This is a genomic window from Variovorax sp. P1_G12 (genome assembly GCF_056405555.1).
In genome coordinates, this window is sequence record NZ_JBFUBW010000006.1 from 85668 (window position 1) to 107807 (window position 22140).

Consider the following 22140-nt stretch of genomic DNA (forward strand, 5'->3'; position numbering starts at 1 on the left):
CCGCTAGCCGGGGCCCCGGCCCCGTCCGTAGTAGCCCGGGCGCCCACCATAGTAGCCGGGCCGTCCGTAGAAGCCGGAACGGCCATAGTAGCCGCCGTAGTACGCCGGGCGCCCGTAGTAGCCGCGGTAGTACCCCGGCCAGCCGTAGTAACCGTAACCGCCCCATCCGTAGTAGCCGTTGACATAGAGCGACGGCGACACGACGACAGGGCTCGCCTCGCCGTAGTAAGGGTAAGACGCCGCGTAGTACGGCCCCGGCGCCACGCAGCCGCCCAGCAAGGCGGCGCCACCGAGCGCGACGGCGGCTAACACGGAACGAATTCGCTTCATCCGGACCTCCTGAGGTCATCCTGTCCGTTCAACGGCCGGCACGCGCCGGTTGTTGACCGGACAAGCCCGAAAAACTCAGGAAAGACCCTGCGCGAGGATCTCGAGCATCCGAGCTTCGTCGATCACGGCCACACCCAGGTCGCGCGCCTTGTCGAGCTTGCTGCCGGCCTCGGCGCCCGCCACCACGTAGTCGGTCTTCTTGCTCACCGAACCGGCAACCTTGGCGCCGGCTTCTTCCAGTTTGTCCTTCGCTTCATCGCGGCTCAACGTAGGAAGAGTCCCTGTGATGACGAAGGTTCTTCCCGCCAACGGCTTCGGGGCGCGGGCAGCGGGCTCGCTTTCCTCCCAGTGCACGCCGCAGGCGCGCAATTGCTCGACCACCTCGCGGTTGTGCGGCTGGTCGAAGAAGGTCCGCAGGCTGGTCGCGACCACCGGGCCGACGTCGTTGACCTCCAGCAGCTGCTCTTCGCTGGCATCCATGATTGCGTCGAGCTTGCCGAAGTGCTTCGCCAGGTCCTTGGCCGTGCTCTCGCCGACATGGCGGATGCCGAGGCCGAACAGGAAGCGCGGCAGCGTGGTCTTCTTCGATGCCTCGAGCGCTTCGACGATGTTGTTCGCCGATTTGTCGGCCATGCGGTCCAGCCCGGCCAGGGTCGTGAAGCCGAGCTTGTAGAGGTCGGGCAGCGTGCGGATCAGGTCGGCGTCCACGAGTTGCTCGACCAGCTTGTCGCCCAGCCCTTCGATGTCGAGCGCGCGCCGGGCCGCGAAATGCAGGATCGCCTCCTTGCGCTGCGCCGCGCAGAACAGGCCGCCGGTGCAGCGGTAGTCGACCTCGCCCTCCTCCCGCAGCGCGTCGGAGCCGCAGACCGGGCAGCGGAGCGGCATCGTGAACACCGGGCCGCGCTCGGCCTCGGGCCGGGCTGCGCTCTCGGGCAGCACGCCGACCACCTCGGGGATCACGTCGCCGGCGCGGCGCACGATCACGGTGTCGCCCACGCGCACGTCCTTGCGCCGGGTTTCGTCCTCGTTGTGCAGCGTGGCATTGGTCACGGTGACGCCGCCGACGAACACCGGCGCCAGCTTGGCCACCGGCGTCAGCTTGCCGGTGCGCCCGACCTGCACCTCGATGGCCAGCACCTCGGTGAGCTGTTCCTGCGCCGGGTACTTGTGGGCCACCGCCCAGCGCGGCTCGCGCGAGACGAAGCCAAGCCGCCGCTGCAGCTCCATGCTGTCGACCTTGTAGACCACGCCGTCGATCTCGTAGGGCAAGCTGTCGCGCAAAGCACCGATCTCGCGATGGAAGCGGGCCAGCGCGTCGCCGCCTGCGCAGGTCCGGGTCTGCTCCGCCACGGGGAAACCCCAGGACTTGAGCGTCAACAGGGTTTGCATCTGGCTGTCGAATCGCGGCCCGCCCTGCTCCGCCGGCGTGACTTCGCCCAGGCCGTAGGTGAAGAAGCTCAACGGCCGCCGCCGCGCGATGGAGGGGTCGAGCTGGCGGATCGCACCGGCTGCCGCGTTGCGCGGATTGACGAAGGTCTTCTCGCCCTTGATCCCCTTCTCGATCCGGCGCCTTTGCGTTTCGTTGAGCTGTTCGAAATCCTTGCGCCGCATGTAGACCTCGCCGCGAACCTCGAGAACAGGCGGCGCATCGCCGGGGAGCTGGACGGGCACGTCGCGGACCAGCCGCACGTTGTGGGTCACGTCCTCGCCCACCTCGCCGTCGCCCCGGGTCGCCGCCTGGACCAGCAGGCCATCCACGTAGCGCAGATTGATCGCCAGCCCGTCGAACTTGAGTTCGGCCGTGTAGTCCACCGGCGGATCGGTGTCGCCCAGGCCAAGCTCCTTGCGGATCCGGGCGTCGAACAGCGTGGCGCCCTCGGCGCTGATGTCGGTCTCGGTGCGGATCGAGAGCATCGGCACCTGGTGGCGCACCTTGACGAAGCCATCGAGCGCCTTGCCGCCGACGCGCTGGGTCGGCGAATCGGGCGTGCGCAGCTCCGGGAACTCGGTTTCGAGCGCCTGCAGGCGCTGGAACAGCCGGTCGTACTCGGCGTCCGGCAGCTCGGGCTCGTCGAGCACGTAGTAGAGATGGGCGTGCCGGCGCAGCTGCTCGCTCAACGCCGCAGCTTCGCGGGCCGCGTCCTGGCGTGTGGTCATGCGGGGTCCTAGCTGAACAATCGGCGCGCCAGGGGCGAGCCGGCCGACAGGTCGCGCGAATCGAGCGTGTCGTAGAGCTGTTCGAGGTCGACGCCGATCACGTCCATGGTCTCCTCGCGCAGCGCCTGGCCGTCGCTGTCGGTGACCACGCCGTCCATTTCGCGCGCCAGCGCTGCGGCCGCCTCGCGCATGCGCCCGAAGGGCCGCTCGCCGCGGTCGACCTGCGGCACGTCCAGGCTCAGGGTCAGCTCGCGGATCGCCGATTGGGCCGGGTCGTCGGCCAGCGCGGCCTGGGTGTCGAAAGACAGGCCCAGGATGGCGGGCAGCCCCTGCTCACCTGCGGGCAGCACCATGCGGCCAGGGATCATGCCGGCCACGAAGCCGAGGCGCGAGGCGTTCTGCTGCACGTAGCCAGGGCTCCAGGCCGCGTGGCGCGCGCGCAGCACGAAGCTCAGCTGGGCATCGTGCGAACTCGCGAACTGGTCGAGTTCGCGCGCCCGCGCCACTTCGTCGAGCATTTCCGGGAACTCGGGCGCACCGTTGAGCGCATCGGCGAAGGCCTGGGCCTTGACGACGAACTCGGAGTATTCGATCTCGTTGAGCGCGCCGGTGCGGTTGGCCATTTGCACGCCGACCTGGAAGGCGCCATAGCGCTGGCCGGCGACCGCCGGCTCCCATTCGCCGGTGAATTCATTCAGGCCCTCGACCGCCACCGGCTTGCTGCCCGCGCGCCGGGTGGACGGCATGGCCGCGATCGCGGCATCGCCGGACGCCAGCCCGTCGAGCGACACCGGGGCGATGACGTCGATCAGCGGATCGAGGCCGCCGCGCCGATCGGCCGATGGCGTGGCGAGCGCCGCCGGCGCCGGCAGGTCGGGGTCGAACAGCGGCTCGTGCCGTTCGTTGCCGGACACCTGGTGCGGGTCGATGTGCAGCACCGGTTCGAGTTCGCCCTTGGGCGCGGCTTCGGCCTCGGCCGGCCCGCTGTCCGGCGCGTCGGGCTGGCGCGGCGCGTTGCGGCGCGACATCCAGGTGTTGTAGCCGACCACGGTGGCGAGAACCAGTCCGCCGAGGATGGCGAGGGCGACGGTGAGATTGCTCATGGACCGCACCGGCTCAGACGCCGCCGGGCCGCCCCAAGGCGGCTGCGGCCCCCTCGGGGGGCAGCGACACACGAAGTGAGGAGCGTGGGGGTCACCCAGGCCGGCGCCGGGCCGCCCCAAGGCGGCCTGCGGCCCCCTCGGGGGGCAGCGACACACGAAGTGAGGAGCGTGGGGGTCATCAAGCTGCCTCGACCATCGACACGGCCGACTCCATGTCGACCGCCACGATCCGCGAGACGCCCTGCTCCTGCATGGTCACGCCGATCAGCTGTTCGGCCATCTCCATCGCGATCTTGTTGTGGCTGATGAAGAGGAACTGCGTTTCACGGCTCATCGCGGTGACCAGCTTGGCGTAGCGCTCGGTGTTGGCGTCGTCCAGCGGCGCGTCCACCTCGTCCAGCAGGCAGAACGGCGCGGGGTTCAACTGGAAGATCGCGAACACCAGCGCGATCGCGGTCAGCGCCTTCTCGCCGCCCGACAGCAGGTGGATGGTCTGGTTCTTCTTGCCCGGCGGCTGCGCCATGACCTGCACGCCGGAGTCGAGGATCTCGTCGCCGGTCATCATGAGCCTGGCGTTACCGCCGCCGAAGAGTTCGGGGAACATGCGGCTGAAGTGCTCGTTGACGATCTTGAAGGTGCCGCCGAGCAGGTCGCGGGTCTCGGCGTCGATCTTGCGGATCGCGTCCTCCAGGGTACCGATGGCTTCGTTCAGGTCGGCCGACTGGGCATCGAGGAAGGTCTTGCGCTCGCTCGCCACCGCGAGTTCGTCGAGCGCCGCCAGGTTGACCGCGCCGAGCGATGCCACCTCGCGGTTGAGCCGGTCGATCTCGCTTTGCAGGCCGGTGAGGCGCACCTTGTCGGTCTCGATCGACTGTGCGACCGCCTCGAGATCGGCCTCGGCGTCGGCCAGCAGTTGCTGGTACTGCTCGAAGCCCAGCCGCGCCGCCTGCTCCTTCAGCTGGAAGTCGGTGATGCGCTGGCGCAACGGATCGAGCTCGCGCTCCAGCTGCAGCCGGCGCTCGTCGCTGGCGCGCAGCTTCAGCGTCAGGTCGTCGTACTGGCTGCGCGCGGCGCCCAGCGCGGTCTCGCGCTCCAGCTTGAGTGACAGCGCGTCCTGCAGGCCCGCCTGCGCCGCCGCGTCGGACAAACGGCCGAGTTCGGCGCGGGCGCGCTCGTTTTCCTCAGCCAGCGCCACCGTCTGCTGGGTCGCGGTTTCGATCGCGCGGCTCAGCTCGCCCCGGCGCGCTTCGAGCGTGCGTTGCGCGAAGGTCGCTTCCTGGGCCTGGCGCTCCAGGCTGCGGTGCTGTTCGCGGCTGGCGGTGAGCGCGCGGCCGGCCTCGATCACGCGTTCGTCGAGCTGCGCGTGACGCTCCTGGCTGTCGGCGAGCTGCATGTCGAGCTCTTCGAAGCGCGACTCGGCGGCGACGCGCCTTTCCTGCAGTTCCTCGAGCTGTGCCACCACTTCGCCGAGGTCGTTCGACAACTGCTCGCTGCGCGCGCGGGTCTGCTCGGCCAGCTGCGACAGGCGCAGCGTCTCGACTTGCAGTTCATGCGCGCGCGACTGGGTGTCGGCGGCCTCGCGGCGCGCCGTCACGAGCCGTTGAGCGGCGTCGCCGTAGGCGGCTTCGGCACGCGCCAGCGCGGTGCGCGACTCGTCGGCGATCAGGGTCTGGGCGCGCAGCTGGCGCTCCAGGTTTTCCATTTCCTGCTGGCGCGCCAGCAGGCCGGCCTGCTCGGAGTCCGGTGCATAGAAGCTCACGCTGTGGGCCGTCACCGCGTGACCGCTCTGGACGTAGATCACTTCGCCGGGTTGCAGCTTGTCGCGCTGCGCCAGCGCCTCTTCGAGCGTCGCGGCGGTGAAGCAGCCGTGCAGCCATTCGGACAGCAAGGCCTGCTGGCCGGCGTCGCCCAGGCGCAGCAGGTCCGCCAGCCGCGGCAACGTCGCCGCACCCTGTGGCACACCGGCCAGCGGCGGGCTGTAGAAGGCCAGCTTGGCCGGCGGCGCATCGCCACCGAAGGCGCGGACCATGTCGAGCCGACTGACTTCGAGCGCGCCCAGCCGCTCGCGCAGCGCGGATTCGAGCGCGTTCTCCCAGCCCTGCTCGATGTGGATGCGGCTCCACAGTCCCTGCAGGCTGTCGAGCCCGTGCTTGGCCAGCCAGGGCGCGAGCTTGCCGTCGGTCTTGACCTTTTCCTGCAGCGCCTTGAGCGCCTCGAGCCGGGCCGAGAGCTCGGCATGGCGCGCGCCTTCGGTGTTGACCGATTGCTGGCGCGTGCGCCGATCGTCGTCGAGCTGCGGCACCGTTTCCTGCAGGTCCTGCAGCCGGGCGTCGGCCTCGGCGGCCGCTTCCTGCGCGGCGGCGAGCTGCTCCTGCTGGTCGCGCAACCGCGCCTCGTCGGGCGCCGCGAGCGCGTTCTGGTCGACCCGCAGCCGCTCGGCGCGCTGGTTGAGCTGGCGGCTCTGCTCCTCGATGTTGCGCTGGTCGGCCGCCAGCACCTGGATCTGCTGCTGCACCTGCACCACCGTGGCGCGCTGGGCGTTGGCTTCGTTCTGGGCCCGCTGCTGCGCGTCCTCGAGCTCGGGCATGCGGGCGTCGTGCTCCTCGAGCTGCGCGGCCAGCAGTTCGGCCTGCTCCTCGGCGTTCACGCCCTGGCCGGCCAGCGTTTCGATCTCGGTCTCGGCGTCTTCGCGGCGCGCCCCCCATTGGGCCATCTGCTCGCGCAGCTGCACCAGGCGCTGCTCGACCCGCTGGCGGCCTTCGACCACGAAGCGGATCTCGCCCTCGAGCCGGCCGACTTCGGCGCTGGCCTCGTACAGCTTGCCCTGCGCCTGGTTGACCTGGTCGCCGGCCGCGTAATGGGCCTGCCGCACGGTCTCGAGGTCGGCCTCGACGTGGCGCAGGTCGGCGGTGCGCGATTCGAGGTCGTTGATCGCGCGCTCGGCGTCGGCCTTGACCTTGGCCTGGTCGGCTTCGCTTTCGGTGCGCTTGAGGAACCACAGCTGATGCTGCTTGCGCGCGGCGTCGCCCGTGAGCGCGTTGTAGCGCGCCGCCACCTCGGCCTGCTTCTCGAGGCGTTCGAGGTTGCTGTTGAGTTCGCGCAGGATGTCCTCGACCCGGGTGAGGTTCTCGCGCGTGTCGCCGAGCCGGTTCTCGGTCTCCCGGCGGCGCTCCTTGTACTTCGAGACACCGGCGGCCTCTTCGAGGAACAGGCGCAGTTCCTCGGGCTTGGATTCGATGATCCGGCTGATCGTGCCCTGGCCGATGATCGCGTAGGCGCGGGGCCCCAGGCCGGTGCCGAGGAACACGTCCTGCACGTCGCGCCGGCGCACCGGCTGGTTGTTGATGTAGTAGCTCGAGTTGCCGTCGCGCGTCAGCACGCGCTTGACAGCGATCTCCGCGAACTGGGCCCACTGGCCGCCTGCGCGGTGGTCGGCGTTGTCGAACACCAGCTCGACGCTGGATCGGCTGGCCTGCTTGCGCGTGGTGGTGCCGTTGAAGATGACGTCCTGCATGGACTCGCCGCGCAGTTCGGAGGCGCGCGACTCGCCGAGCACCCAGCGCACGGCATCCATGATGTTCGACTTGCCGCAGCCGTTGGGACCGACCACGCCGACCAGCTGGCCGGGCAGGAGGAAATTGGTGGGTTCGGCGAAGGACTTGAAGCCCGAGAGCTTGATGGAATTGAGACGCACGTCAGGTCGGCCCTAAGCCAGTTGTTTTGCCAAGGTTGGGTGCCAAGGTGTTGATTTGTAAGCAGATTCCGACGGCCGGCACCCCCAGGCCAGGCCGCCCCCTGAGGCGAGGATGATAACGTGAGGACCATGCCTGTTTCCCCTCTTTCCGCGTCTCTCGGCCGCCGCGCCTGGCTCATCGGCGGCGGCGCGGCGGCCCTGGCCCTGGCGGGCTGTGCCTCGACCGATCGCGCCGAGCCCTACGCCAACAACGAATGGCTCCAGAGCGGCGCGAACCGCATCGCCAACCTCGCGCTGCGCGACAACCTCCAGTCGGTGCGGCGCGTGCAGCTGTCGCTCTACCGCCGAAATCCGCGCGAATGGCGCAAGTGGTGCGGCAGCGCCGACGAGGCGATCCAGCGCACCTGGGACGCGGTCTCGCACAACGCGCCGCTGCCCCAGCTCCAGGGCGCCTACGGCATCGACGCCATCCGGCTGGCCTTCGAGACCGCGCCCCGGCCCTACGAGGGCGACCGGGTCGCGGCGCTGGTGGTCGGCTGGGCGGCGCTGCTCAAGCAGGCCAACGGCGACACCTGGGAGCAGAGCATGCTCGACGGGGTGAACGCCGAGAACAGCTTCCGGGCGGCGCGCAATTTCGAGATCTCGCTGTGGCTGATCGGCTCCAAGACCGGGCCCGACGGCCAGCCGCTGCTGCTGGCCACCGAGATCAGCGAGCGCGGCCGGAATCTGCTGGTCGATCGCGAACTCTCCAAGGTGGTGGCGCGGCTGGACCTGCTGGCGGCGCAGGCCGACGAGAAATACCGGCGCGCCGCGCTCGACTTCAGCCAGAACTGGTTCCTGGGCAGCCTCGGGCCGTTCCTGTCGATGGTGCCCAAGTAATGGGCCCGAATCGACCGTTGGCTCGCCGCTGACAACCGGCGGCCGGCACGGCCGGGAAGGGCGAGAGGCGAGCGCCCGCGTGCAGAGATTCCCCCTTCGCCGCTAGACTCCACGCCGTGGTGCGCCGCTCGCGCATCAAACTGCTGATCGCTGAAGGCAAATGCCCCATGGCTGAGTCCCGGTCTCGACCCCTGTCGAAGCACGCGCCCCGCGCGGGCAGCACACTGCGCGAACCGGTCGAGCGGCGGGCCGACCCCGGCCTGCGGCTGAACGCGCTCAGCACCACGAGCGAGGTGTGCGACCTGGTGGTCGACGAAGCCGCCCGGCTCGTTGGCGCCCAGCGCCTGCTGCTGGTGCTCGATACCGAAGCCGGCTTGCGCAGCGCCGGCGCGAGGCTGCCGCCCACTGAAGACGCCGCCGCCCTCCTCTGCGCCATCACGCCCTGGCTCGCCGACACCCGCCGCAGCCGCAAGGCGAGCCTGCGGCACGGGCCCGAGGGCGCCGAGCCGGCCGACCAGCGCTCATGCCTGATCGCGCCGCTGGTCGCGCGGGGGGAATTGTGGGGCTACCTCTATGCCGACACCGAAGGCACGCTGGGTCGCTTTGACCGCAAACACCGCGACTTGCTGGCCGCGCTGGCACGCCAGGCCGCCGGGGTCCTGGCCAATCTCCGTGTCCGCGAGAGCCTCCAGCATGAGTTGACCGAATGCAAGGGCGCGCTCATGCAGCGCACCGACGAACTCACGCTCATCAACGGGATCCAGCAAGGCATCGCGGCAAAGCTGGGATTCCAGGCCATCATCGAACTGGTGGGCGACAAGTTGCGCGACCTGTTCCACACCGGCGACCTGAACATCGTCTGGTGGGACGACAAGACCGACCTGGTCCAGGTGCTGTACCGCTACGAACACAACATGCCCCTGCCGCAGCCACCGGCAAGGCCATTGAAGCCCGACGAGGCCATGGCGCGCATCCTGCACACGCGCCAGGTCGGCGTGGCCCATACGCGCGAGGAGCAGACCCGGGCCGGCCTCCATCCCGCACCGGGAACCGACTGGGCACATTCGATCGCCGCGGTCCCGATCATCGGCAGCGACCGCGCGCTCGGCATCATCGCGCTGCAGAACCACGAACGCGAATACGCCTTCGGGGCGCACGAGATCCGGCTGCTCGAGACCGTGGCGGCGAGCCTGGGCCTGGCGCTGGAGAACGCACGCCTGTTCGACGAGACGCAGCGCCACGGCCGCGAGATGCAAGAGGCCCTGTCCCACCAGCGCGCCGCCGCCGAGGTGCTGCAGGTCATCGGCAGCTCGGTGGCGGACCCCGGTCCGGTGTTCGACAAGATCCTCGAATGCTGCGAGCACCTGTTCGACGGCAGCTCCTTCGCCCTGTTGATGGTCGACGCCGAGGGGCACCTTGCGCTGACCCGCTGGTTGATGACGGCAGCCGGCCGCGCCACGATCAGCGAAGAACGGCTGGCCGACCTCAGTGCGTCGATGCAGTCGAACTACCCGATGCCGCTGGCCGGCACCTCGGCCGAACTCTCCTTTCGGACCGGCGAACTCGTGGAATTCGCCGATGTGCTGAGCGATCCCGCGGCGCCGCTGGTGCTGCGTCGCAACGCCGAGCTTGCGGGAATGAGCTACGCGAACCTGGCGGCGCCGCTGATCTGGGAAGGCCGCGGCATCGGCATCCTGAGCATGCAGCGCACCAGGGTCGGTCCGTTCAGGCCCAGCGAGCGTGCGCTGCTCAAGACCTTCGCCGACCAGGCCGTCATCGCGATCCAGAATGCACGGCTCTTCAACGAGACCCAGGTGGCGCTGCACAAGGTCGAGGAGCGCACCGCCGAGCTGACTGAGTCGCTCGAGTACCAGACCGCCGTCAGCGACGTGCTGCGCGTCATCAGCGAATCGCCGACCGAAGTGACGCCGGTGTTCGAGGCCATCCTGGACTGCACCATGTGGTTGTTCGAAGGCCCGGCTTCCGCCATCTTCAGCTTCGATGGCCACCTGGTCCGCCTGGCCGCGACCCGCAACTGGTCCGCGCAGGCGCTGGAAGCGGCGCGCACGGTGTGGCCGGCGCCGCCGGACCCGCGCCAGATGAACGGCCGGGCCATCCTCGAGCGACGGGCCCTCAGCACCGACGACGCGTGGTCGGATCCGGACTACGACCGCAGGCTGGCGAACAGCGGAAACCGGCGCCGGTTGATCTGCGCGCCGATGCTCAAGGACGGCGTGCCGATCGGCGCGATCACCACCGCCTGGCCGGACCCCGGCAAGACGCCGCAGCGGCAGATCGACCTGCTCCAGCTGTTTGCCGACCAGGCCGTGCTCGCGATCGAGAACGTGCGGCTGATCCACGAGACCCGCGAGGCGCTCGAGCGGCAGACCGCCACGGCGGACGTGCTCCAGGTCATCAGCGAATCGATGGAAGACGCGCAGCCTGTGTTCGACAAGATCCTGGAGAGCTGCCAGCGCCTGTTCTCCGGCACGCAGCAGGGCATTTCGCTGGTCGACGACGACGGACTGGTGCACCTGAGCGCGCATCGCGGCCCTGCCCGCGAAGTGCTCGAGCGCTTCTATCCCCGGCCGATCGTGCCCGCGGGCGCGGCGATGCCCGGCCCCGACGTCCTCCATGTTCCGGATGCGCTCGCCGCGCAGCACTTGCCCGCATTCATGCGCGAGATCGCCGAGTTGCTGGGCAACTACGCGATCATGATCGCCCCCCTGATGTGGGAGGGCCGCTACATCGGCTCGATCCACGTCACGCGCCAGCCGCCGCAGGCGTTCGCCGACAAGGAGATCAAGCTGCTGAAGACCTTCGCCGACCAGGCCGTGATCGCGATCCAGAACGCACGCCTGTTCAACGAGTCCAAGGAGGCGCGAGCCGCCGCCGAAGCCACGAACGAGGCCAAGAGCGCATTCCTCGCGACCATGAGCCACGAGATCCGCACGCCGATGAACGCGGTGATCGGCATGAGCGGGCTGCTGCTCGACACGCCGCTCGACGCCGAGCAGCAGGACTACGTCTCGACCATCCGCGATTCGGGCGATGCGCTGCTGACCATCATCAACGACATCCTGGACTACTCGAAGATCGAGGCCGGGCGCATGGACATCGAGTCGCATCCGTTCGACCTGCGCGACTGCGTGGAGTCGGCGCTCGACCTGATCAGCACACGCGCGACCGAGAAGAAGCTCGACATCGCCTATGTGTTCGAGTGCGGCGTGCCGACAGGCGTGAGCGGCGACCTCACGCGGCTGCGGCAGATCCTGCTGAACCTGCTGAGCAACGCGGTGAAGTTCACCGAGACCGGCGAGGTGGTGTTGACGGTCAGCGCCAAGCCCCAGGCGGCCGAGCGGGTCTCCCTGACCTTTGCCGTGCGCGACACCGGCATCGGCCTGTCGCCGGAGGGCATGGGCCGGCTGTTCCAGTCGTTTTCGCAGGCCGACTCGAGCACCACCCGCAAGTACGGCGGCACCGGTCTCGGCCTGGCGATCAGCAAGCGGCTGGCCGAGTTGATGGGCGGGACCATGTGGGTCGAGAGCGAGGGCCCGAGCAAGGGTTCGTCCTTCTTCTTCACCATCGAAGCGTCGATCTCCGATGCGCCGCCGAGCAAGCGCCGCGTCGTCACCGGCGTGCAGGTCGAGCTGCGCGACAAGCGCCTGCTGATCGTCGACGACAACGCGACCAACCGGCGCGTGCTCGCGCTTCAGACCGGCCGGTGGGGCATGAATTCGCTCGACACCGAATCGCCGGCCGAGGCCTTGCGCTGGCTCGCGCAAGGCGAGCGCTTCGATCTCGCGATCCTCGACATGCACATGCCCGAGATGGACGGCATCGACCTGGCGCGCCGCATCCGCGCGAATCACGCCGCCCTGCCCCTGGTGCTCTTCAGCTCACTGGGCCGGCGCGAGGCCGGCGACGCCGAATCGCTGTTCAACGCCTACCTGTCGAAACCGATCCACCAGTCGCAACTGTTCGACACGCTGGTCAGCCTGCTCGCGCGCGAGTCTGTCGCCAAGCCTGCGGAGGGCGGCAGCGCCAAGCCGCAGATCGACCCGACGATGGGGGCGCGCCACCCCTTGCGGATCCTGCTGGCCGAGGACAACGTGGTGAATCAGAAGCTCGCGATGCGCCTGCTGCAGCAGATGGGCTACCGGGCCGACCTGGCCTCCAACGGCATCGAAGCCGTCGAGTCGGTGCAGCGCCAGACTTACGACGTGGTTCTGATGGACGTCCAGATGCCCGAACTCGACGGGCTCGACGCGACGCGGCAGATCTGCACGCTGCTCGAGGCCGATCGACGGCCGCGCATCGTGGCGATGACCGCCAACGCCATGCAGGGCGACCAGGAAATGTGCATCTCGGCCGGCATGGACGATTACCTGACCAAGCCGATCCGCGTCGATCGGCTGGTCGAAGCCTTGATCAATGTGCCTGCACGCGGGGACCGCTGACGGGGGCCATCCATTGGCCAGGGGATGGCGGGTTGTCGACGCGGTTGCAATTTGGGCGTAAGCTAGAAAAAGGTTCTACTTGTTGCTCGCAAACCGCTTTTGTTTTGTTTTACGAACAAGAAGAGGACCGATTCAGAACCCATCGATATCGCACTGCGGAGAGCGTATGGACCTGAGAAGCGAGCAACTGGCCGACGGCGTCGAAAAGATCAGTCTGGTCGGGCGCATGGACAGCATTGGCGGGCATGACATCAACGTGCGCTTGTCCGCGCTGGTGTCGACCCGAAAGCTTCTCGCCGTCGTCGATCTGTCCGAAGTGTCGTTCCTGGCATCCATCGGCATTCGCACCCTCGTCGTCAATGCGAGGGCCCAGTCGTTGCGCGGCGGCGTGATGGCCTTGGCCAGCCCGCAGCCCCTTGTGGCGGAGGTGCTCAAGATGGCAGGCATCGATACGATCATTCCGGTGTACCCCGACGTCGATACCGCCTGCAGCGCGCTGATGGCGGGAGCCGGGAGTCGCTGATGGCCTCCTCGGACGGGGAACCGCAGGCATCCCTCATCGTCGGTAGCGAGCTGCGCGAACTCTCGCGCGTCAGCGCCTGGGTGCACGACTGGGCCGAGGGCCAACGGCTTCCGGCACGGGTCGCACTGAACCTCGATCTTTGCTCGACCGAGGTGGTCACGAACATCATGACCCACGCCTGCACCAGTGGCGCTCAGAGCATCTTCCTGCGCCTGGGTTGGCAAGGCGAAGACGTGGCCCTGGAAGTCGAGGACGAGGGAAGCGAGTTCGATCCGCAAAAGGTCCCGGAACCCAGGCCACCCACCAGCATCCAGGACGCGCGAATCGGCGGCTGGGGCATCCCCATCGTGCGGCGCTTCTCCGATGGCGTGCGTTACCGCCATGCAGACGGCCGCAATTGCCTGACGCTCCTTTTCCGGGCGACCGCCCCACCCTGACCAGGCTCGACACCCCACATTCGCATCGCGGCGCCGATGTCCACGTCGGCACCCTTCAATTCACAACCGAGGAGATATGTCGATGGGAACTGCAGCCAAATCCATACCGAGCATCGATGCGCAAACCGCGCTGGCGGCCCAGGCGGTGCTCGCCAGCCAACCGAACGGCGCAGGCGAGACATCCGGGGTCGACAAGATGCGCGAGTTGCTGTTCGGCAACCAGATGCAGGATTACGACAAGCGCTTTTCCATTCTCGAGGAGCGCTTTCAGCAAAGGATGCGCGACCTGGAAGCGGAGTCGTCCCGCAGCCTGAGCAGCCTTGAAGGCACGATCAAGAAACAGCTGGAATCGGTGGCCGGCCAGTTCCGCGAGGAAAAGGACCTGCGTGCCGATGCCGACAAGGAGCTGGAGCGCAGCCTGCGGGATCACACCCAGGCGCTGGAAAAGCGCCTCGCCCAGGTTTCCGACCAGCTCGCACGCCAGGAGCGCGACTTCACGGATCGCCTGAGCCACGAGGTTCAGGCCTTGCGCGAAGAGATGCGCCGGCGCCAGGACGACCAGCGCGCCACCACCGAGCGGATGTTCGCCGAACTCAGCAACGTCAAGACCGATCGCAATCTGCTCGCCGGTCTGTTTGTCGAGATCGCCAAATGCCTGAATCAGGACGTATCGCCCAAGGGCGTCAACGCCGGCGAGCGCGGTTGAATCGCGCAGCAAGCGCACCAGGTCTGCTCGCGCGACGCGATGCCGGGGTGGGGGCGCGGTGAACGCGCGCCTGTCGCTGACCGCGACGCGCGCGCCCGGCAGCGCTTCCGAAGAGGAGACGAACAGGCGACTCGCCGGCCTTCTTCTGGAGTTGGCCCGGTGCGTCAATCCGGACGTGGCCGCGACGCTTCCGAGCCGCCTGGAGGCCGATCCGCGGATGGACGCGCTGCGCGGCGTGCTGATGGAACGCGAGCAGGTGGCGCTGGCGAGATTGCAGCAAAAGTTCGACGATCCGCGCGAGTTCGCCGATGCGGTGGGCGCCGTGCTCCCCGCCGCCTTCGTGCTGGCGACGCAGGACGAGCGCCTCGGCCACGCGATCGCGCCGACCGTCGAGCGTGCCACCCAGGCGTCCATTCAGAAGAACCCGGGCACCATGGTCGATATCCTGTATCCCGTCATGGGACCGGCGATTCGCAAGGCCATCGCCGAGACCCTCGAGGGCACGCTTCAATCGCTCAATCAGGCGCTCAAGCACAGCTTTTCCTGGCGCGGCCTCAAGTGGCGCATCGAGGCATGGCGCAGCGGGAGCACCTTCGCGGACGTGGTGCTCAAGCACACGGCCGTGTACCGGGTCGAACACCTCTTCCTGGTCCATCGCAAGACCGGCCTGCTGCTGGCGCATGTGGCCAGGGAGGACGCGACGACGCGCGATCCGCAACTGGTCTCGGCAATGCTCTCCGCGATCCAGGATTTCGTGCGCGATTCGTTCGACGAGGCAGGGAGCGGCGCCACGAGCGGCCGCAGCATCGACAGCCTGCGCCTGGGCGACTTGCTGCTGTGGTGCGAGGAAGGTCCGTCGGCCTTTCTCGCCGCCGTGATCCACGGCAGTCCGCCTGCGATGCTGCGTACCCGCCTGGGCGAGGCGCTGGCGGCCGTACACGCCGACTGGCGCACGCCGCTCGAAGCGTTCAACGGCGACGTCGACCCCTTCTCCGATGTGGGGCAACGGCTGCAGCCCTGCCTGATCTCCCAGGAAGCCGAGACGCGGAAGAAGCTGACCCCGCTGTTCTGGCTGGCCCTGCTGGCGCTGCTGCTGGCGCTGGGCTACTGGATGTCCCAACGGATCATCGAACGCCAGCGCGTCGACGCCTATGTCGCGGCGCTGCAGGACCAGCCCGGCATCGTCGTGACGGGCGCCGAGCGCCGCGACGGGAAGTGGCTGGTGTCCGGGCTGCGCGACCCGCTGGCGACGCAGCCGGAAGCGCTGCTGGGTCAGGCCCGCCTGGACCCGGCGCGCGTCGTCGGCCGCTGGGAACCCTACCAGGCGCTGCATCCGGCCATCATTCTGAAACGGCTGCAAGCGACCCTGAATCCGCCGCCGACCGTCAGCCTGTCACAGGACGCGAGCGGCATTCGGGCCACCGGCAGTGCGCCCCAACGCTGGATGGACAAGGCGCGGGCCTTCACATCGACTCTTCCTGCCGGCGCTCCGAAGGTCGATCTCAGCGCCCTCCAGGACGTGCAGGATCCGGACTACGTTCGGCTGCGCGACGCCATTCAGGCCCAGCTCATTCACTTCGATTTCAGCGTCCCTCGGCCCGCGGCGGACCAGGAAGGCAAGCTCGACGCCGTGGCCGCCGACATGCGCGAGCTGGTGCAGGTGGCGCGCACCCAGGGGTTCCCGGTGAAGGTGACGATCGTCGGCCACGCCGATGCGACCGGCAAGGACACGTCCAACCTGGCCCTCAGCGTGGGCCGCGCGGAGGTCGTGCGCTCCATGCTGCGGGCCCGCGGCGTGGATCCGACCTTGCTCGCCGTGCGTGGCGCCGGCCCGCTGGAGCCGCTGCGCCCCGGCGCCAGCGAGGATGAGCTGTCGATGAACCGGCGCGTGTCCTTCGGCGTCAGCACCGGCGACTGACCATGCTGCAAAAGAAGATCTGTCTGCTCGGCGCTTTCGGCGTAGGAAAGACCAGCCTGGTACGCCGCTTCGTCGACACCATCTTCTCGGATGCCTACCTCACCACGGTCGGGGTGAAGATCGACAAGAAGCTGCTGACCATCGGCACCGAGCAGGTGGCGCTGATCCTGTGGGACATCGCCGGCGAGGACGAGGTCTCGGCCGTCCGGGTGAGCTACCTGCGCGGCGCGGCCGGCTATCTCCTGGTGGTGGATGGCACGCGGCCCGAAACCCTGGACACCGCGGTGTCGATCCAGGCGCGGGTCGGCGCGGAGGTCGGCGACGTTCCCTTCGTCGCCCTGCTCAACAAGGCGGACCTCGAGGAGGATTGGACGCTCCCACCGGAACGGATCGAGCGCCTCGAGGCGGCAGGCTGGGCCTTTCGCCGCACCAGTGCCAAGACGGGCATGGGCGTCGAGGAGACCTTCCAGGAACTGGCGGCGCGCCTGGCGCGATAGCCATGCTCGACCTGCCGACGCGGATTTCCGACTCGCTGCTCCTGCTGCTCCATGCGCAGCGGGTTCTCGCGCATCTGGTCATCGATGGCTCGCAGAAGCTGACGCAGGCCGGCGGGCACCTGGCGCACTACGGCCTGGAGGGCCTCCAGGTCGGCGTCCTTGCCAGCGACCAGATCCCGTTCCTCGAAGGCCTGCTGCCGCTGGCGGAGACCCCCTTCCTCATCCGCTCCATGGAAATGCCCAGCGGGCGCGTGGCGGACGTCCATTTCTTCGCCGATGACAGCACCGTCTGGGTTCTTCTGCTCGACGTGACGGCGGAATACGAGGAGGCGCGGCTGGTGCAGCAGAAGGCCTATGACATGACCTTGCTCAGCCAGCGCGAGGCCAGGCTCATCGCGCAGCTCGAATCGGCCAATCAGGAACTGACGCGCGCCCACCGCGATCTCGCGGCCTCCCGCGAGGACCTGCAGCGTACCCACGACCGGTTGCAGCAGGAGCTGCGCGACGCCGAGCGCTACGTTCGCTCGATGCTGCCGGCGCCGCTGTCGCAGCCCTGGGTGATCGACTGGCGCTTCGTTCCGTCGACCGAACTGGGCGGCGACTCGTTCGGCTACCACTGGATCGACGAGGAGCATTTCGCGCTCTACCTGATCGACGTCTGCGGCCATGGCGTGGGCTCGGTGCTGCTGTCGGTGGCGGTCGCCGACACGCTGCGCTCGGAGGCCCTGCCGAGAACCGACTTCCGCAATCCCGGCGAGGTGCTCACCGCGCTCAACCAGGCCTACCAGATGGAGCGCTACGGCGAGCTGTTCTCCACGGTCTGGTACGGCGTCTACCACCGCGCCAGCGGACGCCTGCGCTACGCCTCTGCCGGCCATCCTCCGGCCATCCTGGTGAGCGGCCCCTGTGAAGCCGCCGGGGAGGGCCGGCCCCTGGAAGCATCGGGCCCCTGCATCGGCATCATGCCGGCGGCCAGCTACCAGGACGCGCAGTGCATCGTGCGATCGCCTGCGCGGCTTTTCGTCTTCAGCGACGGCGCCTACGAGATCAAGAGACCGGATGGCTCCATGCTGGAGTTCTCCGCATTCCTCGAGATTCTCACCCGGCCGGTCGACGACGGGCAGTCCGAGCTGGACCGCGTTCTGGACTGGGCGCGCGAGGTGCATGGCCCCGGCGTGCTCGAGGACGATTTCACCATCCTCAAGATGGTGCTCTGAGCCCGCCCGAGGTGTCGAACCAGGGCGCATCGGGATGGCGCTTGCGCCACGCCGCCGCGCTCGCATTGCTCTGGATGTGCTCGGCGAGCCGGGTGCGATGCGCAGCCGTCAAGGGCAGCGCCTTCAGCAGGCCGGGCCAGCTCGCCATGGCCTGGTCGACGCAACGGGTCACGACCTCGCTCAGCTGCTTCTCGGGAATGTCCCAGACGTTGCCGAGTTCGCGCAGGGTCCTGGGCGTCAGCAGCGTGCGCGGCGGCTGCTCGGGGAAGAACTTCAGGCCATGCCCCGAGCCCGCGAAGTACACGCCATAGGCGACGATGTCATAGGCCGGGGAAAGCTCGGGCCGGGCCTGGCCGCGCGGGTAGACGAGGCTGAAGTTCTTCAGATGCGCGTCGTAGTTGCCGAGCAATTCAGAGACCTTGATGCGGCGCAGGAGTTCGGCCACATCGGCCTCGCCACTGGCCGAGCGCCGCTTGAGCAGCAGCCCGATTGCCGCGTAGGTGCCCAGGTACTTGTATTCCGACGGCATGCCCGTGACCTGGGCGAAGTCCTCCATGTGCAGGCGCCGGGTCTGGGTCGGGACGTCGCGGTCGAAGCGGGACACCAGCAGGAAGTTCCGGCCGTCTTTCTGCAGCGCATACGGCAACTGGTCGGCGATCGATGACAAAGGTTCCAGCGCGAACTCGCAGGTGTTCACGCCCGCCGCCGCCGCCAGCGTCAGCGAGCTGTACTCCACTTCGGGCAGTTGGTCGTACTCGCCGGTCGGCAGCTTGCCGATGAAGTGCTTCTGGTCCGAGTGCTTCGAGCGCATCACGTAACGCCCCGGGCTTCCCAATATCAGCGCGACCTTGGGCTGGACACCCGAAATGGAGGTCTGCTGGGGTGTCGGCACCTGGCCCGAACTCATTTCGTAGCTGTCGCGGCCCTGGCCGATCAGCCGGCCCAGCGCGGGCTCATCGAGCGTTTCGGCATCGGCCCGGACGTCGCCGGGCAGGTCACCGCCGCAAGCCGCGAGCAAGCCGAGTTCATCGTTCACGTCCAGGCCCAGGTCGCCGATCAGCTGTTTGCGCAGAGGGCCTTCGGGCAGCAGATTCTGGAAGAAAGGCGGCAGACCGAACTGGCCGTCGCCCCGGTTGGCGTCCAGCGCCGGGTCGAGCAACTGGGCCACCGTGGCGGCCTCGGCCTCTGCGAGGGCCTGGGCCAGCCTTTCGGCGCTCCCCGAAGTGGCTGGCGCGACCACGTAGAGCTGCGACAGGACCGGCCGCGCGGGGTTCTTCGCATAGTCGTCGTCGAACCGGAAATACACCCGCCCGTCGTCGAGCCCGAACAGCGAGCCGACGTCCGTGGTGCCGAGCCGGATGCGCAAGGACCGCACGACGCTCATGCGAGTACCTTCGTGCTTCGCACTGCGGCGCTCATGACGCACCGCGCCGAGGCGGCTTCGGCATCAGGCCGCTCACCTCGTCCTGCAGGCCGGTGGATTTGGTGTCGGCGCCGAACCGGGTCAGGTCGGCCACTGCCTCCGGCACGAACTGCAACTCGAGTTGCAGGCACTTGAGCAGCGCCAGCAAGGTGTTCAGCTCGACGTTGCCGCGCCCCGCTTCGAGGGCGCCCAGGGTGTTTCGGGAAATGCCGGCCTTCAGGGCCAGTTCCGAAGCGGTCATGGCGCGATCCTTGCGCGCCTGGCGCAGGAAGGTCCCAATGGCGGCGAGGGTCGTCATGCGCAACATGCTATGCATATTAATCGAATGCAAAACATATTGTGCAAACCTGGATATCAAGCCAAGTTCTTTGCCTATTTTGATGAACATATCTTCAAACCGCTCAACTTATTGGGCGATTCACCAACTTTCGGGAGGCGGCTCACGCGTCGCCTCGCTCCACTCGACCCCTAGAATGATTTTCAGTTTTCATCCCACTCTGGCAGGAACCACATGAGCTCCATCAACTTCATTGGCGGCGAAAAGGGCGGGGTCGGCAAGTCGGTCACGGCGCGGGTACTGGCGCAGCACTTCATCGACCACAGCCGGCCCTTCGTGGGCTTCGATACCGATCGATCGCACAGTTCCTTCACCCGTTTCTACGAGGGATTCGCCTCGCCGGTGGTGGTGGACAGCTTCGAGGGGCTCGACACGGTGGTGAACGGCTTCGAAACCAACCCGCAGCAGAGCGTGATCGTCGACCTCGCGGCCCAGACGCTGGCACCGCTGTCGCGCTGGATCAAGGAGTCCGACCTGTTCGACGTCTTCGCCGACTTGGGCGTGGCCGTCAATTTCTGGCACGTGCTCGACGACGGCAAGGATTCGAGCGACCTGCTGGGCACGCTGATCGACACCTTCGGCAACCGCCCGAACTACATCGTGGTGCAGAACTATGGGCGCGGCAGCGACTTCGGCCTGCTGCTCGGCTCACAGTCGCTCGGCAAGGCGACCGCGAACGGCGCCCGCGTCATCGCCCTGCCCCGGCTGCACGACGCCAGCATGCGCAAGATCGATGCGCGCAACAGCAGTTTCTGGAAAGCCGTCAACGACCGTGACGGGCCGCACGCACTGGGGCTGCTCGAGCGCCAGCGCGTGAAGACCTGGCTGGCGACCGCCTACGCCGCCTTTGACACGCTTGCGCTCTGAGTCCCGCGACGCAACAGCAGGATCAGCAGCAGCACCGCGAAGCCGGTGAACGCGATGAAGGACCAGTTCGCGATCGACAGGCCGAGGAAGGTCCAGTCGACCTGCGAGCAGTCGCCGGCGCCGCGGAAGATCATCGGCAGCGCGCGCTGCAGCGGGAAGGTCTCGATCATTCCGTAGATGTCGCGGCCGCAGGACACCACCTCAGGCGGATGCCACTGCAGCCAGCTCTGGCGCGCGGCCGTGTAGGCGCCACCGACGGCCATGACCAGGCCCAGCAGCATGCCCACGACCTGCAGGCCCCTGCGGCTGCTGGCCGACGCCAGGCCGGCAAAGACTGCCACCAGCACCAGCGCATAGCGCTGCACGATGCACATCGGGCACGGCTCGAGGCCGACCACATGCTGCAGGTACATGCCGAAGGCGAGCATCGCCACGCAGGCGATGCAGATCAATGCCAGGGCGCGACGCGGCGCACCAAAATACCAGTCGATCACGGTGAAACCCAATCTTCTACGAACACGCGGGCCTTGCGCGGCGTGGCGACGACCTTGTCGCCCTCGTGCAGGCCGAGGTCCCGGAACTGTTGCGCAGGGAGTTGCGCTTCGATGATGGCTCCGGACCCTGGATTGTCTGGATTCGATTCGACCGGTTCTAGTTCCAGGCGCGCGATCGGTCCGACCACAATCGCCCGGCTCAAGGTCGCAACGATGCCGCTGGCTCCCGGCGCATAGCGTTCGACGCTGAGGTCGTGCGGCCGCACGTAGGCCAGCGCCTTGCCGTCGCGCAGCCCGCGCTGCTCCGGCGTGTCGAGCCGGATGCCCTCGACATGCACCTCGCCCTCGTGGGCGCGGCCGTGGAACAGGTTGACGTCGCCCAGGAAGCCATACACGAACGGGCTCGCCGGGTGGTCCCACACATCCTGCGGGGAGCCGACCTGCTCGATGCGGCCGCTGTTCATCAGCACCACGCGGTCGGCCACCTCGAGCGCCTCTTCCTGGTCGTGGGTGACGAAAATGCTGGTGACATGCAGTTCGTCGTGCAGGCGGCGCAGCCAGCGGCGCAGTTCCTTGCGCACCTTGGCGTCGAGCGCGCCGAAGGGCTCGTCGAGCAGCAGCACCTTGGGCTCGACCGCCAGCGCCCGGGCCAGCGCGATGCGCTGGCGCTGGCCACCGGACAACTGCGCCGGATAGCGGTCGGCCAGCCAGTCGAGCTGCACCAGCTTCAGCAGCTCATGCACCTTGGCCTTGATCTGCGTCTCGCTCGGACGCTGGCCACGCGGCTTGACCCGCAGGCCGAAGGCGACGTTCTCGAACACCGTCATGTGGCGAAACAGCGCGTAGTGCTGGAACACGAAGCCGACCTGCCGCTCGCGCACATGGACGTCGGTGGTGTCCTCGCCCGAGAACAGGATGCTGCCCGCGCCGGCGGTTTCCAGGCCCGCGATGATGCGCAGCAGCGTGGTCTTGCCGCAGCCCGAAGGCCCCAGCAGCGCGACCAGTTCGCCAGAGGCGACATCCAGGCTGACGTCGCGCAAGGCGTGGAAATCACCGAACTGCTTGCTGACGTTTCTGATTTCGATGCTCATGGTTTCT

General features: G+C 68.1%; 17 protein-coding genes. 9 read left to right on the top strand and 8 right to left on the bottom strand.

Translation table 11 applies throughout. From position 1 onward, the window contains the following. Positions 1 to 3: 3 nt before the first annotated feature. From AC1D2O_RS08745 to smc, 4 genes are all read right to left on the bottom strand, one after another. On the bottom strand, positions 4 to 312 hold the full coding sequence (locus AC1D2O_RS08745) for a hypothetical protein (RefSeq protein WP_478088767.1): 309 nt from the start codon (positions 310 to 312) through the stop codon (positions 4 to 6). A 93-nt stretch (positions 313 to 405) separates the two neighbouring features. Further along, entirely contained in the window at positions 406 to 2487 is a 2082-nt protein-coding gene (gene ligA / locus AC1D2O_RS08750; protein WP_478088769.1) for an NAD-dependent DNA ligase LigA, read from the bottom strand. Between the two features lie 8 nt (positions 2488 to 2495). Continuing rightward, positions 2496 to 3590: a cell division protein ZipA C-terminal FtsZ-binding domain-containing protein gene (locus AC1D2O_RS08755; protein ID WP_478088771.1), complete on the bottom strand. Its 1095-nt coding sequence runs from the start codon at positions 3588 to 3590 to the stop codon at positions 2496 to 2498. 178 nt (positions 3591 to 3768) lie between these two features. Continuing rightward, positions 3769 to 7284: a chromosome segregation protein SMC gene (smc, locus tag AC1D2O_RS08760; RefSeq protein ID WP_478156735.1), complete on the bottom strand. Its 3516-nt coding sequence runs from the start codon at positions 7282 to 7284 to the stop codon at positions 3769 to 3771. Between the two features lie 129 nt (positions 7285 to 7413). Between smc and AC1D2O_RS08765 the strand changes: the two genes are divergently transcribed. The 8 genes from AC1D2O_RS08765 to AC1D2O_RS08800 all read left to right on the top strand — a co-directional run bounded on the left by AC1D2O_RS08765 (position 7414) and on the right by AC1D2O_RS08800 (position 17921). Next, positions 7414 to 8163 (top strand): hypothetical protein, encoded by a 750-nt coding sequence (locus AC1D2O_RS08765; protein ID WP_478091879.1) that lies wholly within the window; start codon positions 7414 to 7416, stop codon positions 8161 to 8163. Between the two features lie 167 nt (positions 8164 to 8330). Beyond that, the gene (locus tag AC1D2O_RS08770; RefSeq protein ID WP_478156737.1) at positions 8331 to 12623 is read left to right on the top strand and encodes a GAF domain-containing protein; all 4293 of its coding nucleotides are present in this window, start codon (positions 8331 to 8333) and stop codon (positions 12621 to 12623) included. A gap of 166 nt (positions 12624 to 12789) precedes the next feature. Further along, complete coding sequence (locus tag AC1D2O_RS08775; RefSeq protein WP_478090789.1) at positions 12790 to 13146, top strand: STAS domain-containing protein; 357 nt, start codon at positions 12790 to 12792, stop codon at positions 13144 to 13146. Next, entirely contained in the window at positions 13146 to 13583 is a 438-nt protein-coding gene (locus AC1D2O_RS08780) for an ATP-binding protein (RefSeq protein WP_478090790.1), read from the top strand. The genes AC1D2O_RS08775 and AC1D2O_RS08780 overlap by 1 nt, the downstream gene beginning before the upstream one ends. 145 nt (positions 13584 to 13728) lie before the next feature. Then, complete coding sequence (locus tag AC1D2O_RS08785; protein ID WP_478156738.1) at positions 13729 to 14289, top strand: hypothetical protein; 561 nt, start codon at positions 13729 to 13731, stop codon at positions 14287 to 14289. A 58-nt stretch (positions 14290 to 14347) separates the two neighbouring features. Continuing rightward, positions 14348 to 16207 (top strand): OmpA family protein, encoded by a 1860-nt coding sequence (locus tag AC1D2O_RS08790; protein ID WP_478090792.1) that lies wholly within the window; start codon positions 14348 to 14350, stop codon positions 16205 to 16207. Between the two features lie 2 nt (positions 16208 to 16209). After that, positions 16210 to 16704 carry a Rab family GTPase gene (locus AC1D2O_RS08795; protein WP_478090793.1) on the top strand — a complete coding sequence of 165 codons (495 nt, stop codon included), beginning with the start codon at positions 16210 to 16212 and terminating at the stop codon, positions 16702 to 16704. A gap of 2 nt (positions 16705 to 16706) precedes the next feature. Next, the gene (locus tag AC1D2O_RS08800) at positions 16707 to 17921 is read left to right on the top strand and encodes a PP2C family protein-serine/threonine phosphatase (RefSeq protein ID WP_478090794.1); all 1215 of its coding nucleotides are present in this window, start codon (positions 16707 to 16709) and stop codon (positions 17919 to 17921) included. On the opposite strand, the gene AC1D2O_RS08805 is transcribed toward AC1D2O_RS08800, so the two are convergent. Further along, positions 17905 to 19305: a type II toxin-antitoxin system HipA family toxin gene (locus AC1D2O_RS08805; RefSeq protein WP_478156740.1), complete on the bottom strand. Its 1401-nt coding sequence runs from the start codon at positions 19303 to 19305 to the stop codon at positions 17905 to 17907. The genes AC1D2O_RS08800 and AC1D2O_RS08805 overlap by 17 nt on opposite strands. Positions 19306 to 19336: 31 nt before the next feature. Then, positions 19337 to 19732, bottom strand: a complete 396-nt coding sequence (locus AC1D2O_RS08810) for a helix-turn-helix domain-containing protein (RefSeq protein WP_478090796.1) — start codon at positions 19730 to 19732, stop codon at positions 19337 to 19339. 123 nt (positions 19733 to 19855) lie between these two features. On the opposite strand from AC1D2O_RS08810, the gene AC1D2O_RS08815 reads away from it, so the two are divergent. Further along, a complete protein-coding gene (locus AC1D2O_RS08815; protein ID WP_478090797.1) occupies positions 19856 to 20548 on the top strand; it encodes a P-loop NTPase family protein in 693 nt (230 codons plus the stop codon). Here AC1D2O_RS08815 and AC1D2O_RS08820 read toward each other — a convergent pair. Beyond that, positions 20518 to 21042, bottom strand: coding sequence for a disulfide bond formation protein B (locus AC1D2O_RS08820; RefSeq protein WP_478090798.1), 525 nt, complete (start codon positions 21040 to 21042; stop codon positions 20518 to 20520). The two genes, AC1D2O_RS08815 and AC1D2O_RS08820, sit on opposite strands and share 31 nt — an antisense overlap. Continuing rightward, a complete protein-coding gene (locus AC1D2O_RS08825) occupies positions 21039 to 22133 on the bottom strand; it encodes a sulfate/molybdate ABC transporter ATP-binding protein (RefSeq protein ID WP_478156742.1) in 1095 nt (364 codons plus the stop codon). Before AC1D2O_RS08825 ends, AC1D2O_RS08820 begins: the two co-directional genes overlap by 4 nt. Positions 22134 to 22140 lie beyond the last annotated feature (7 nt).

Bases quoted from the DNA above. Each gene is read 5' to 3' on its own strand.
- ligA (WP_478088769.1), bottom strand. From the start codon at position 2,487: ATGACCACACGCCAGGACGCGGCCCGCGAAGCTGCGGCGTTGAGCGAG.
- AC1D2O_RS08755 (WP_478088771.1), bottom strand. From the start codon at position 3,590: ATGAGCAATCTCACCGTCGCCCTCGCCATCCTCGGCGGACTGGTTCTC.
- AC1D2O_RS08765 (WP_478091879.1), top strand. From the start codon at position 7,414: ATGCCTGTTTCCCCTCTTTCCGCGTCTCTCGGCCGCCGCGCCTGGCTC.
- AC1D2O_RS08770 (WP_478156737.1), top strand. From the start codon at position 8,331: ATGGCTGAGTCCCGGTCTCGACCCCTGTCGAAGCACGCGCCCCGCGCG.
- AC1D2O_RS08775 (WP_478090789.1), top strand. From the start codon at position 12,790: ATGGACCTGAGAAGCGAGCAACTGGCCGACGGCGTCGAAAAGATCAGT.
- AC1D2O_RS08780 (WP_478090790.1), top strand. From the start codon at position 13,146: ATGGCCTCCTCGGACGGGGAACCGCAGGCATCCCTCATCGTCGGTAGC.
- AC1D2O_RS08795 (WP_478090793.1), top strand. From the start codon at position 16,210: ATGCTGCAAAAGAAGATCTGTCTGCTCGGCGCTTTCGGCGTAGGAAAG.
- AC1D2O_RS08800 (WP_478090794.1), top strand. From the start codon at position 16,707: ATGCTCGACCTGCCGACGCGGATTTCCGACTCGCTGCTCCTGCTGCTC.
- AC1D2O_RS08805 (WP_478156740.1), bottom strand. From the start codon at position 19,305: ATGAGCGTCGTGCGGTCCTTGCGCATCCGGCTCGGCACCACGGACGTC.
- AC1D2O_RS08810 (WP_478090796.1), bottom strand. From the start codon at position 19,732: ATGTTCATCAAAATAGGCAAAGAACTTGGCTTGATATCCAGGTTTGCA.
- AC1D2O_RS08815 (WP_478090797.1), top strand. From the start codon at position 19,856: ATGAGCTCCATCAACTTCATTGGCGGCGAAAAGGGCGGGGTCGGCAAG.
- AC1D2O_RS08825 (WP_478156742.1), bottom strand. From the start codon at position 22,133: ATGAGCATCGAAATCAGAAACGTCAGCAAGCAGTTCGGTGATTTCCAC.